This is a genomic window from Sphingomonas arenae (assembly GCF_016924655.1).
GTDB classification, from domain to species: domain Bacteria; phylum Pseudomonadota; class Alphaproteobacteria; order Sphingomonadales; family Sphingomonadaceae; genus Sphingomicrobium; species Sphingomicrobium arenae.
Map to the genome: position 1 here is coordinate 562,189 of NZ_JAFFJU010000002.1, position 12,084 is coordinate 574,272.

A 12,084-nucleotide genomic window follows, 5' to 3' on the forward strand; every position below is an offset into this window, starting at 1 on the left:
GGAGGGACCGGAGGATGGCGGGACGGGAGCTCGAAGCGGACTATGTGATCGTCGGCGCGGGGTCCGCAGGCTGCGTCCTTGCCGGTCGCCTCAGCGAAGACCCGACCGTTCGCGTCCTGCTGCTCGAAGCCGGAGGCGACGACCGGCCGCTCAAGGAGCCGTCACAGTTCCTCAGCAACCTGTGGATCCACGTGCCAATCGGTTATTCGCAGACGCTGAAAGATCCCAAGGTCAACTGGCTCTATCAGACCGATCCGGACCCCGGGACGAACAACCGCCAGCACGTCTGGCCGCGCGGCAAGGTGCTCGGGGGATCGTCCTCGATCAACGCGATGCTGTATGTGCGCGGACAGCGAGCCGATTACGACCATTGGCGGCAGCTAGGGTGCGCGGGCTGGGCGTGGGATGATGTGTTCCCTTACTTTCGCCGGGCGCAGCATCAGGCGAAGGGCCCCTGCGACACGCATGCGACCGGAGGACCGCTGTACGTCGACGACCCGGCGGACACGCACGAGGTCTCGGAAGCCGCGATCAAGGCGTGCGAGGCGCTTGGCCTGCCGCACCGCGACTTCAATGGAGCCGAACAGGAAGGGGTCGGCTGGTTCCAGGTCAACATCCGCGATGGCAAGCGTTGCTCGGCCGCGGTCGCTTACCTGCACCCCGCAATGGAGCGGCCCAACCTGCGGGTGGAAACGCGCGCTCTGGCGAGCCGCGTTCTGTTCGAGGGCAAGCGTGCGACGGGCGTCGAGTATCGTCAAGGCGGCGAGACGTGCGTCGTCCGCGCCCGGCGCGAAGTCATCCTTTCCGGGGGAGCGATCAACTCGCCACAGCTGCTGGAACTCTCCGGCATTGGGCAGGGCGAGCGCCTCCGCAGCCTTGGCATCGACGTGGTGCATGAACTGCCGGGCGTCGGCGAGAACCTGCAGGACCATTTCGTGGTCGGAGAGACCTATCGGCTGAAGAAGGGCATCGTTTCGGTCAACGAGCTTGCGCGTGGGGGGCGCTTCTTGCGGGAAGTTGGGCGCTACATCACGCAAAAGCGAGGCCTGCTCACGTTATCAGCGGCGCACATCGCCGTCTTCTGCAAGTCGCGCCCGGAGCTCTCTGGCCCGGATATCCAGTTCCACATCCTTCCCGCCACCATGGACCCGGACAAGCTGGCGAACCAGCAGAAGATGGAGCTGGAGAAGGAGCCGGGCCTGACCATCGCGCCTTGTCAGCTCCGACCCGAGAGCCGTGGCTCAATCCATGTGCGATCGCGTGATCCGGGCGAGCATCCGGCGATCCTCCCGAACTACCTTGCGGATCCGGTTGATCGCCAGGTGGTTGTCGCGGCTCTCAGATGGGGTCGCCGCATCGCTGCTACGGAGCCTCTCGCCGGCTACATCGACCATGAGATGAACCCTGGGGCCGGCGTCCAGACAGACGAGGAGCTACTCGCATTTGCGCGGGAGATGGGGACCACGATCTACCACCCGGTCGGGACTTGCGCGATGGGAACGCACGACCATGCGGTAGTCGATCCGGAGCTTCGGGTGCACGGGGTGGAAGGGCTGCGGGTAGTCGACGCCTCCATCATGCCGCGGCTGATCAGTGGCAATACCAATGCTCCGACCATCACGATCGCGGAGAAGGCCGCGGACATGATCCGGGGGCGAGCGGCGCTGAGTGCGGCGTCGGCCTAGCGGTTCAGCATCATCTGGGCGACCTTGCGGGCGGTCTTGCCCCAGGGTGGCCCGAGTTTCTCGAACACGTTGATAAAACCCACTTTATGGACCGCCCGGGCGTGGCTGAACCGCTTGAAGCCCTCCTGTCCGTGGTAGGCGCCGATGCCGCTAGGACCCACGCCGCCGAAGGGCAAACTCTCCTGCGCGATGTGCAATAGAGTCCCGTTGAGTGTTACTCCGCCGGACAGAGTGCGCCCCAAAACGCGCTCTTCGCACGCCTTTTCGTCGGTAAAGCAGTACAAAGCCAGCGGTCTGTCGCGCGAATTGACGTGCGCGATCGCATCGTCGAGCGTGCGGTAGGGAACCACCGGCAGGACCGGTCCGAAAATCTCCTCGCTGGCCAGGATCGCTTCTTCGGGAGCGTTCAGGACCACGGTGGGCGGAACCTTGCCGGCCTCGACCGCCGCTTCTTCTTCATAGCTGAGCACGGTCGCACCCTTGTCCCGGGCGACCTGGACCGCATCGAGCAATCGCTTGCGATGCCGTTCGGAGATGACGCCCGAGTAGTCCGGATTGTGCGCGAGGTCCGGATAACTTTCCCGCACCCGCGCCAGCAGCGCCTGGGCCATCGCCTCGGCCTTGTGCTCCGGGACGAGAACGTAATCCGGCGCGATGCAGGTCTGGCCAGCGTTGAGCCACTTGCCGAAGGCGATGCTCTTGGCGGCCTTCTCGAGCGAGTAATCGTCGCAGACGATCGCCGGGGACTTGCCGCCGAGTTCCAGGGTGACGGGCGTCAGGTTCTTCGCCGCCGCCTGGTAGACCAGGCGGCCTACCGCGGTGGAGCCGGTGAACAGCAGATGGTCGAACGGCAGGGAAGAGAAGGCCTGGCCCACGTCCACCCCGCCGGTGACCACGGCGGCTTCCTCTGGGTCGAAATGCTGGGCCATGACGTCCTTCAGCAGCTCGGCGAAGGCGGGGGTGAGTTCGGAGGGCTTCAGCATCGCCCGGTTCCCGGCGGCGAAGGCATCCACCAGCGGGGAGAGGGCCAGCTGGAGCGGGTAATTCCATGGCGAGATGATGCCGATCACGCCCAAAGGCTCGTGGCGGACCCAAGCCTTGCCGGGCTGGAAGTTGACGCTGACGTGCCGCTTCTCCGGCTTCATCCAAGCTGGAAGGTTCTTGCGGGCATAGCGGATCGCCCCGAGCGTCGGCACGAGTTCCATCAGTTCCGTTTCGATCCGCGCGCGAACGCCGAAGTCGCTGGAGATGGCGTCGGCGAAGCGATCCCCGTGCTGCTTCACCATCGCCGCGAGGCGATCGAGCCGATCGCGCCGGAGCTTCAGGTCGGCGGGCGGATGGCTGCGAGACTTGCGGTGCTGGAGATCGAACAGGGTCCGCATCTCCGAAACATCGGCACTGAAGGGCTGGCGAGCGTCGGCATCGGCCATGAGCAATTACTCCGCGGATATCCGGCGACACTATACCTGCCAGAACGATGGAGAAAGGCCGGGGCGAGCAAAGGGACTTGCGTTGGCGTTACAAATGTAGCACACGCTACAAATGTAGCTCTTGAGGTGAGTCGTGCTGAACCGTTTGCCCCCGAAAGAACGCCAGATCGTCGACCTGCTCTACCAGCGCGGGTCCATGACCGCGGCGGAAGTCACGGACGCCTTCCCCGACCCGCTCAGCGGCTCGGCGGTGCGGACCATGCTCCGGCGGCTGGAGGACAAGGGTTACGTCACGCGCGCCGACAGCGAGCGCGGGTACCTCTACAGCCCGGCGGTCCCGGATCAGACTGCGCGCAAATCGGCGCTGTCCGAAGTCGTCCGGGTGTTCTTCAACGGTTCCGCCACCAGCGCGGCAAGCGCCTTGCTGGGCATGTCGGAGCGGATGGACGCCAAGGAACTGGATGAGCTCGAGAAGCTGATCGCCCAGGCGCGCAAGGCCAAGGAGGCTTGAGATGGAGTTGCTGATCCCCTTCGCGCTCAAGTCGCTGTTGATCGCCGGAGTCACGCTTGGGCTTCTGCACCTCCTGCGCTCCCGCTCCGCGGCCGAGCGCAGCATGGTCGCGCACTTCGGGCTGCTCGCGCTGCTGCTGCTGCCGATCGGCTCCGTGGTGCTACCACAGCTGGTGGTCGAAGCGCCGATCGCGGCGCCGGTGGGTTCGAGTGACACCCCGGCCGTGACGCCGGCGCCGAGCTCGCCAGCGACAGAGGCCCCTGCCGCCGCGCCGGCGAATGTCGCCGCTCCCAGCTTCGACCCGGTCAGCCTGTGGCCTCTCTTCTATGGGTTTCCGGCGGCCGTGCTGCTTGCCGTGACGCTGCTGGCCGTGCTGCGCCTGCTCGCGTTGCGGGCAAAGGCCACGGTGCTGGTCGAGCCATCATGGCTGAGCGCCATGGCCCATGCGCAGCGGCGAATGGGGTTCAAGCACGGCACCGCCCTGCTGACGAGCAGCGAGCTTCATTCGCCGATCAGCTGGGGCGTGCTGCGACCGGTCATCCTGCTCAACGACGAGGCACTGGAAGCGCGCCACGAAGCCGAGGCCATCATTGCCCACGAGCTGGCGCACGTGCGCGGCCTGGACTGGGCCAAGCTGCTGATGGCGCGCGCGGTGACCGCAATCTTCTGGTTCAATCCGCTGGTCTGGATCCTGGCCCGGGAAGCGCATCAGCTGCGCGAGGAAACGGCGGATGACGCGGTGCTGGCCGCCAATGTCGAGAGCGCTGACTATGCCCAGCTGCTGGTCGGTGTCGCCCGCCACGACTGCAAGGGCCTGCTGCTGGGCGCGCATGGCGTCGCGCCGGGCAAGGGTAGTCTGACCCGCCGCGTCCGCCGGGTGCTGGACGCCAGCCTGCCCCGCACGCCGGTGGCCCGTGGCTTCGCAGCCGGCATGGCGATGGGAGTGATCGGCGCGGCTGCTCCGCTGGCGGCGGTCACCTTCGCTCCCGCCGCTGCTTCTGACACGAGCAAACCCTATTACGTCAGCGCTCCTCAACCGGAGCGGTCGCTTCCGTCCGTGGTCGCCCAGTCCGTCGTGGGTGCGACGGCCCTGACGGGCGAAGTGGTCAGCGCGCACGTGAATGCCGCACTGACCGGCAAGCCCGTGCCCACCGACGTGCTGGAGCGGCGCATCGAGCAGCAGGTGGAAACGCGGCTGGCCTATGTTCATCCGCATCCCCCTGCCCCGCCCGCCCCGCCTGTGCCGACTGCCGACATCGAGCGAATCCGCCACGCCGCCGATGCAGCGGCAGACCGGGCGATCGAAAGCGCGATGGCGGCAAAGGCCCTGGGAGTGAGCCCCGACTATGCCGCCCGCATCCGGAGCGCCGCACCGGGGCTGCGGATCGACGACGACGACCTGCTGGGAATGAAGGCGGTCGGGGTCACGCCGGAGTGGCTGGCCGCGATGAGCCGGGCCGGTTACCGGCCACGGGACGTCGGCGACCTGACGGGTGCGCGAGCGGTCGGGATCAACCCCGCATATGTGGCCGAGATGGCGGCCGTGGGATACCGGGGCATCGACCTTGGCGACCTCACCGCGATGAAGGCCCTGGGAGTGACGGGGAGTTACGTCCGGGAACTCAGGGCTTCGGGGATCACCGGCCTGTCGCCTGAGAAGCTGATCGAGCTTCGCGCCCACGGGATCAAGGCATCGGCGCTGCGGCGCAGCCCGCGGCCACCGGCTCCGCCGGGGCACATCGGGCCGGAGCCGCCCGAGCCGCCGGAGGTCGATGCGCCGGAGCCCGATCCGACCGACGACCAGTAAGCCGAACCGAAACCAACCCGATTGCAGCGCTCATCCAACGCCCATCGTGGGCGAACGGACGGGCCTTGCCCAAGCAGACCGGAGGAGTTCGCCATGAACCGCCCAATTGCACTCCTGATCGCCGTCCTGTTGACCTGCCTCGGAGTCACGTCCGTCGGCTTCGCGGCCGAGATGGGGCAGCTGCGCTTCCAGCTGGCCAAGAGCAGCCGGGACCGGGTGCAGCTGACCCTGTCGGACGGCAGTCGCAGCACCTTCTCCAGCAGCTACCGCAGCGAGGAACTGCAGGGCCTGGTGCCCGCCGCGGCCTTCGGCCCGGCGGCGGGACCGGTGCGCTTCGCCCTGGTTCGCGAGCCTGGACGGCTGGACTGCACCGGGACCGCGAGCGCCGGAGCGTCATCTGGCGATTGCCGGTTCACCCCGGACCAGGGGTTCGTCGATCTGCTCACGCGGCGCGGGATCGGACGACCGACGGAGGACCAGTCGCTGGACCTAACCATGGTAGGGGCGAACCGTGCCCTGGTGGAGGCGATCGCGGACGCAAGCTATCCGGCGCCATCGATCAGCGACCTTACGGGGCTCGCCGCCCTGGACGTGGATGCCCGCTACATCGCCGACCTGTCGGCGGGCGGCTACCGGCCCGAGAAGATCGCCGACCTGCTCGCGTTCAAGGCGCTGGGAGTGACGCCGGCCTATGTCGCGGAGCTGCGCCGTGCGGGTGCAGGAAGTCTGAGCGCCGACATGATCGTACAGCTGAAGGCGCTCGACGTCTCCCCCGCCTACATCGCCTCGCTGCGGCGTGTCGGTTACGGTGACCTGTCCGCAGACGAGATCGTCCAGCTGAAGGCCATGGGCGTGACGGCGGACTATATCGCGAGCTTCGGACGGGATGGTGCCCGCCTGCCGGTGGGCAAGATCATCGAGTACAAGGCGCTGGGCATCACCCCTCAGGACGCGCGGTCGGCCCGGAGAGGAGCGCAGGTCTCCATCTCGACCGATGATCTGATCCGTCTGAAGGTTGCCGGCCTGCTGCCCTAGGGCCCGCCGTCAGCCGCAGTACGGCCCAAGGCTCAAGACCTGCAAAAATGGCGCGGCCGGTTGCGGATGTTGGACAACGTGATTGTAGCCGCAAGGCTCCTGGCATAGCGCCTGGAGACTTGCGGCCTTCTCCTTCGGGAACGCACTGCCTGTTTTTCTTGAGCCAGACGCAGGCAACCCGGCTTCTTCCCCTAGTATTCCTCCGGATCGGACCAGTCAGCATGTTGACGGTCGGTGCATTGCTGGCGATCGATAATTCGCGGTAGCCGACGAGGAACAGCGAAGAATTCGCAAAGCATCATGGAAGTCGAATAGCTTGGCTCGCTGAGCGCTAAGTCTCTCTCCCACCTCGATCGATTCAACAAAACTGATCAGCAGCATCGCTGATGAGGGGGCTGTGCGTGAACGAACGTCAAGCGGGGTTTGCACATCACGACGAGGGTCTAGCGGAGCAAGGAAGCGAGGAGCCTGGCGCGTTTCAGGACCTATCGGAACAACGATCTCCGATTGGTGGACATGGAAACAAAGGTGACACGCTGGCCGGACACCCAGATGCGCCGCAGGGCATGGGCGATGCCGTAAGCGCCCACTCACCTCCTCCGCACCGCGCTGGCGGCGCTGCAAGCTGGATCAGGCGGCTGTACTGGCGGATCGTTCAAGATCGCGGTCCTGATGGATCCTTCGGCCACGACCCGTTCGGCGACGCGACGGACAGGGATCTCTACGAGCCCGGCAAGATGACCTGGCTGCGGGACATCAGCATCGCGCTGGGGGTGATGACCGTCTACCTAGCGATTTTCTATTACCTTGACTCAGACCTGCCGACGAAGTTCGGCATCCACTGAAGAACGGATTGAGCGGCGGAGCATCCAGTGGGGCCCGGGGATTGCGCCCCGGGACCCACCTGCCCTGCCGGGCCAACCCGATCAGGTGAGCGTGAGCTCACCATTGAGGCGGATCGGCCGGCCGATGTTGAAGTAGTTGGGCGAGGTCTTCATCACCGTCTGGTGGATGGCCTCCATGTCCTCCGGGCTGCCGTCGCCCTTGATCCGAACCCGGTAATCGAGTTGCTCGTAGCCCGGCGGGACCTGGTCGCTGAGGCCGAGGAAGCCGCGCAGGTCCAGCGTGCCCCGGGTCTCGATCTCCACCGATTCCAGACGCACGCCCTTCACCGAAGCGCCGGCGACATAGCCGACCATGATGCAGGCATTGAACGCGGCCATCAGCAGTTCCTGCGGATTGGGAGCGCCGTCGCTGCCGAGCAACTCGAGCGGCTCGTCGGCGTGGATCACGTGCTTGCGGGGCACGTGGCGGCCGCCGATCGTGTAGCCGTCGACCGTGGTCTCGCTGCGGGTCTGCCCGGCCCAGCGGCTGGTCACGTTGAAGGTGACCAGGGCTTCCGAGGGGTCCTTTTCGATCGCTTCGACGACTTCGCCGAGCGCGGTGAGGTTGAGGTCGTTGACGATCTGGGGAGTGGTGGTGTCCAGCATTGTTCTGTTCCTTCCTTGAGGGTTTACGCAAACATCGGCGCGGCTTCGGCAATCCGGCGGGCCGCATTCGGCGAGAGTGTCTCGAGCGTCGCGCGGAAGCGGTCGTGGACCATGCCGGAGCCGATGTAGGTCCAGCGGGCGGCCTGGTGCTGCTGCGCGATCACGGCGTCGCGGTTGGGCACCGGGCGGCCGGTCACCGCTTCGAGCGCATCGAGGTTGAAGGCGGCCTGGGCCGCGAGCCCCGTATCGAGGAAGCCGCCGATCTCGAAGAAGCCGTCGATGGCCTCGTCGATCTGCTCCGCGGTACGGCCTTCGGCCAGCGCCTCGACGATCAGGGTATCGAGCTTGGCGTGCTGGGCTTCCTCGATCCAGTGATTGCGCAGCAGTTCCTTGAACAGTGGGTCGAGGCCCGTGTCGTCGCGGACCGAGCCGAGATAGTGCGCCTGCGTCATCCACTCGATCATCAGGATGACGAGGCCGACGCTGAGCGGATCGTGGCGAAGCACCTCGGCTCCGATCGCTTCCGACGGTCCGATCATCTTCGGCTGGACCGGGAAGCCGCGCAGGAAGGCTGCGTGGAACCGCTTGAACAGGTGGATGTGCTTGGCCTCCTCGCTTGCGAAGTTGAGGATGGCGCGGACCCGCCAGTCATCGTCGTTGAGCGATGGCCGCGCATGGTCGAGCAGGAATGGCAGGATGAACTCCTCCACCACGCCGAACATGCACAGATACTCGTGCGCGCTGATCTGATTGAGGAGCAGCCGCTCCTGCGGGCTGAGCTCCGCCAGATCCGCGGTCCGGGCGAGGCTCTCGGGCAGGAAGGGCTGCGAGAAGTCCAGTTCCTGGTCCTCCCGAAGCACGTCGTCGAGCTGCCAGGCGCCGCGCAGCGAAGCCGCCAAGGTCTGCTGATAGTTGAAGTCGTGGTACATTCTTGCCTCCCGCGAAATGGATCAAGCCGTCATGAAGATGAATGGAGCGAGCCCGAGGGCGGCGGTCGAAAAGCCCACCACGACCGAGCACAAGGTGATTGTGAGACTTCGGGTCCGCACAAGGCTGTAGATGTCGTTCATTGTCTTCTCCCTGGTTGAGCCAGGCACGAGTCGGCCCCCGCTCCGAAGCGATGCACTTGCGGAGTTCTTGAGTTCGCCGGCTGAGTGGCTGGGCAGTCTTTAGGACGACTGCCGATTTGCCAAAATGACCGTCATGCCGGATGATTTGACCCAAACGCCGGAAAGGAACCGCTCCTGGACGTTCTGGCCGACATTCTGGGCTCCCTGCGGTTGACCGGAGGAGTGATCCTCGAAGGGTCGGCCCGTGGGCGCTGGTGCGTGTCGTCGCAGATGCAGCCGGAGGATGTTGCGGCACTGTTCCCCGGCAACGGTCCGATCATCGCGTACCACTACATCCACAAGGGTCGCGTCTTTGCGCAGGTCGACGGCATGCCGGCAGTGGAAGCCGGCGAGGGAAGCGTGCTGATGCTACCGCGGAACGATCAGCACATGCTGTTCACCGAGCGGCGGGACCGCCCGATCGATTCCCACGACTTCCTGAACGGCATGACCGAACGCGGCCTGGCCAAGTTCGAGATCGACGGCGAGGGCGAGGAGGTTGCCTTCTTCTGCGGCTTCCTGGGGGTGGACGGACCGAGCCATCCCCTGCTGGACTGCCTTCCGCCGCTGCTCGTGGTGGAGGATTCCGGCGAAGCGGCAGACGAGTGGCTGCACAGCAACCTCAAGTTCCTGACCGGCGACCGCCAAGCACCGGACGTCATCGCGCGGGTTGCCGAGCTGCTGTTCGCCCAGTCCATTCGCGCCTACCTGGAGCATGTCGAACCGGGCGAGGGCGGCTGGCTGGCCGGGCTCCGGGATTCCGCGGTCGCTAAAGCGCTTGCGACCATTCACAGCCGCTACGCAGAAGAGCTGGATGTCGAGTTGCTCGCGCGGGAGGCGGGGGTTTCGCGAACAGTGCTGGGCGAGCGCTTCGCCGCCACGCTGGGGGAGTCCCCCATGCGTTATTGCGCCAAGTGGCGGATGCGGCGGGCCGCCAACCTCCTGCGCGACGGCAAGGAGAATACTGCCAACATAGCCTACGCTGTTGGCTTCAACTCGGAAGCGGCGTTCAATCGGGCGTTCAAGCGTGAATACGGCTTGCCGCCGGTCGCATGGAAGAAGCGCGTTGAAGCGGAGCGGCGGGAACGCAGGGCCCGGCCGGGGCTGCCCGAACAAGTCGTCCGTTATTGCCACGCGCGCGACGGAACGCGCCTGGCCTACTCGTCAATGGGCGAAGGTCCACCGCTGGTGAAGACCGCCAACTGGCTCAACCACATCGACCACGACTGGGACAGTCCGCTGTGGCGCCACTGGCTGGTGGAGCTGGCCCGCGATCACTGCCTGCTACGCTATGATGAACGCGGGAACGGCATGTCCGACTGGGACACGCCGGAGTTGTCGCTGGATGCATTCGTCGAGGACCTGCGGGCGGTGGTGGACTGCCAGGGGCTGGACCGGTTCGACCTGCTTGCCATCAGCCAGGGCGCGGCGGTGGCAGTCGCTTTTGCCACGCGTTACCCGGACCGGGTCCGGCGGCTCGTCATCTGTAATGGCTATGCCGCCGGCTGGAAGGTCCGCGCCGCTCCGGAAGAGGTGGAACGGCGCGAGGCGATGATGACCCTGACGCGCACCGGCTGGGGGTCCGACGACCCCATCTTCCGCCAGCTGTTCACCAGCCACTACATCCCCGAAGCCAATCAGCGTCAGACCGACTGGTTCAACGACATGCAGCGGCTGTCGGCATCGCCCGAGAATGCAGTCCGGCTGCAGCAGGTGCTGGGTTCGCTGGACGTCCGCGAGTTGCTTACGCAGGTCCGGACTCCGACGCTGATCTTCCACTCACGACACGACAAGGCCGTCCCCTTCTCTCAGGGGGAGGAATTGGCGGCAGGGATAGCGGGCTCACGCTTCGTTCCGCTCGAAAGCCACAATCACATCCTGCTCGACAGCGAGCCCGCCTGGCCCCTGTTCGTTCGTGAGACACGGAGCTTCCTCGCGGAGCCCGAACCGGCCCCGGCGAACCCGGAGGGCAATCGGCTGACGGAGGCGCTCAAGTCCGAGCGGCGCGCGACTTGTAAGTCGAAGGACGGCACCCGGCTCGCATTGTCCCTGCTTGGCGAAGGGCCCGCGCTGATCGTTCCGGGTATCTGGTTCCACCATGTCGGACCCGATACGGAGAGCCCGCTGTGGAAGCACTGGATCGCGTCGGCGCTGGCCTGCGGTCGCACGCTCATCCGGGCGGACGTGCGTGGCGGGGGGGAGTCCGACCCCAGCCCGCTCACTTTCGAGTTCGAGAGACTGGTCGAGGATCTCGCGGCGCAGGTCGCGTACGCCGGGGAACAGGAGGTGGACCTGCTGGCGTTCAGCAACAGCGCGCCCATGGCCCTCGCCTTCGCCGCGCGCCGCCCGGAACGGGTTCGCAAGCTGGTGCTGGTGGGAGGCTATGCGCAGGGGGTCCTGGCGCGAGGCGATCCCGACGAGATCGCCGCGCGCGCAACCATCGTGACCATGGGCCGGCAGATGCTCGAGCGGGATCCGATCGGGTTCGGCCGGGTGCTGGGCTCTCTCGTCGTGCCGGACTGCGACGAGCAGGTCATGCGCTGGTGCGCCGCCCGGATGGGTCATCCGGTCTTCCTGAACGAGGAGGCCCAACGCTGCTACGGGCTGATCGACGTGACCGAGGACCTGGAGCGGGTAAGGGCGCCCGTCCTGCTGATCCACAGCCGCGGCGATCGGGTGAGCCCGTATGCAGGAGTCGAACGGATTGCGGACGCGCTGCCAAACGCGACCCTTCGGGCGCTCGACAGCCAGAACCATATCCTGACCGTCTCCGACCCTTGCTGGCCGCAAGCGCGAGCAGCCTTGCACGAATTCCTGCGCGACTGAGGGATCATGGCGGAGAGGGTGGGATTCGAACCCACGGTACGGTTGCCCGTACGCCGCATTTCGAGTGCGGTGCTTTCGACCACTCAGCCACCTCTCCGCATGAGATCCAGGCAGTCCCGGCGTGCGGCCGGGAGGTCGGTCGCGCGCCTCTAGCAGCGCTCCCGCGGCTTGCCTAGCCCGGCATGACTTGC

9 protein-coding genes and 1 tRNA gene are annotated in these 12,084 nt (G+C 66.2%); 6 read left to right on the forward strand and 4 right to left on the reverse strand.

Going from position 1 to position 12,084, the window contains the following annotated elements; all coding sequences use genetic code 11:
- Nucleotides 1-14 precede the first annotated feature (14 nt).
- On the forward strand, nucleotides 15-1,685 hold the full coding sequence (locus tag JT720_RS08820; protein ID WP_205480864.1) for a GMC family oxidoreductase: 1,671 nt from the start codon (nucleotides 15-17) through the stop codon (nucleotides 1,683-1,685).
- On the opposite strand, the gene JT720_RS08825 is transcribed toward JT720_RS08820, so the two are convergent.
- Entirely contained in the window at nucleotides 1,682-3,115 is a 1,434-nt protein-coding gene (locus tag JT720_RS08825; protein ID WP_205480865.1) for a coniferyl aldehyde dehydrogenase, read from the reverse strand. The genes JT720_RS08820 and JT720_RS08825 overlap by 4 nt on opposite strands.
- 133 nt (nucleotides 3,116-3,248) lie before the next feature.
- Here JT720_RS08825 and JT720_RS08830 point away from each other — a divergent pair, with 133 nt between their 5' ends.
- The 4 genes from JT720_RS08830 to JT720_RS08845 all read left to right on the forward strand — a co-directional run bounded on the left by JT720_RS08830 (nucleotide 3,249) and on the right by JT720_RS08845 (nucleotide 7,313).
- On the forward strand, nucleotides 3,249-3,626 hold the full coding sequence (locus JT720_RS08830) for a BlaI/MecI/CopY family transcriptional regulator (RefSeq protein WP_205480866.1): 378 nt from the start codon (nucleotides 3,249-3,251) through the stop codon (nucleotides 3,624-3,626).
- 1 nt (nucleotide 3,627) lies between these two features.
- The gene (locus JT720_RS08835; RefSeq protein ID WP_205480867.1) at nucleotides 3,628-5,433 is read left to right on the forward strand and encodes a M56 family metallopeptidase; all 1,806 of its coding nucleotides are present in this window, start codon (nucleotides 3,628-3,630) and stop codon (nucleotides 5,431-5,433) included.
- 93 nt (nucleotides 5,434-5,526) lie between these two features.
- The gene (locus tag JT720_RS08840) at nucleotides 5,527-6,468 is read left to right on the forward strand and encodes a hypothetical protein (RefSeq protein WP_205480869.1); all 942 of its coding nucleotides are present in this window, start codon (nucleotides 5,527-5,529) and stop codon (nucleotides 6,466-6,468) included.
- A 401-nt stretch (nucleotides 6,469-6,869) separates the two neighbouring features.
- Nucleotides 6,870-7,313 carry a hypothetical protein gene (locus JT720_RS08845; protein ID WP_205480871.1) on the forward strand — a complete coding sequence of 148 codons (444 nt, stop codon included), beginning with the start codon at nucleotides 6,870-6,872 and terminating at the stop codon, nucleotides 7,311-7,313.
- Nucleotides 7,314-7,394: 81 nt separating this feature from the next.
- On the opposite strand, the gene JT720_RS08850 is transcribed toward JT720_RS08845, so the two are convergent.
- Both JT720_RS08850 and JT720_RS08855 read right to left on the reverse strand, forming a co-directional pair.
- Entirely contained in the window at nucleotides 7,395-7,958 is a 564-nt protein-coding gene (locus JT720_RS08850) for an OsmC family protein (protein WP_205480873.1), read from the reverse strand.
- Between the two features lie 23 nt (nucleotides 7,959-7,981).
- Nucleotides 7,982-8,887, reverse strand: a complete 906-nt coding sequence (locus JT720_RS08855) for a diiron oxygenase (RefSeq protein WP_205480874.1) — start codon at nucleotides 8,885-8,887, stop codon at nucleotides 7,982-7,984.
- Between the two features lie 324 nt (nucleotides 8,888-9,211).
- Here JT720_RS08855 and JT720_RS08860 point away from each other — a divergent pair, with 324 nt between their 5' ends.
- Nucleotides 9,212-11,893, forward strand: coding sequence for an alpha/beta fold hydrolase (locus JT720_RS08860; RefSeq protein ID WP_272873201.1), 2,682 nt, complete (start codon nucleotides 9,212-9,214; stop codon nucleotides 11,891-11,893).
- 7 nt (nucleotides 11,894-11,900) lie between these two features.
- Here the strand turns inward: JT720_RS08860 and JT720_RS08865 are convergent.
- Nucleotides 11,901-11,990, reverse strand: a tRNA-Ser gene (locus JT720_RS08865).
- Nucleotides 11,991-12,084: the final 94 nt, after the last annotated feature.

Bases quoted from the DNA above. Each gene is read 5' to 3' on its own strand.
- JT720_RS08840 (WP_205480869.1), top strand. From the start codon at position 5,527: ATGAACCGCCCAATTGCACTCCTGATCGCCGTCCTGTTGACCTGCCTC.
- JT720_RS08850 (WP_205480873.1), bottom strand. From the start codon at position 7,958: ATGCTGGACACCACCACTCCCCAGATCGTCAACGACCTCAACCTCACC.
- JT720_RS08855 (WP_205480874.1), bottom strand. From the start codon at position 8,887: ATGTACCACGACTTCAACTATCAGCAGACCTTGGCGGCTTCGCTGCGC.
- JT720_RS08835 (WP_205480867.1), top strand. From the start codon at position 3,628: ATGGAGTTGCTGATCCCCTTCGCGCTCAAGTCGCTGTTGATCGCCGGA.
- JT720_RS08820 (WP_205480864.1), top strand. From the start codon at position 15: ATGGCGGGACGGGAGCTCGAAGCGGACTATGTGATCGTCGGCGCGGGG.
- JT720_RS08825 (WP_205480865.1), bottom strand. From the start codon at position 3,115: ATGGCCGATGCCGACGCTCGCCAGCCCTTCAGTGCCGATGTTTCGGAG.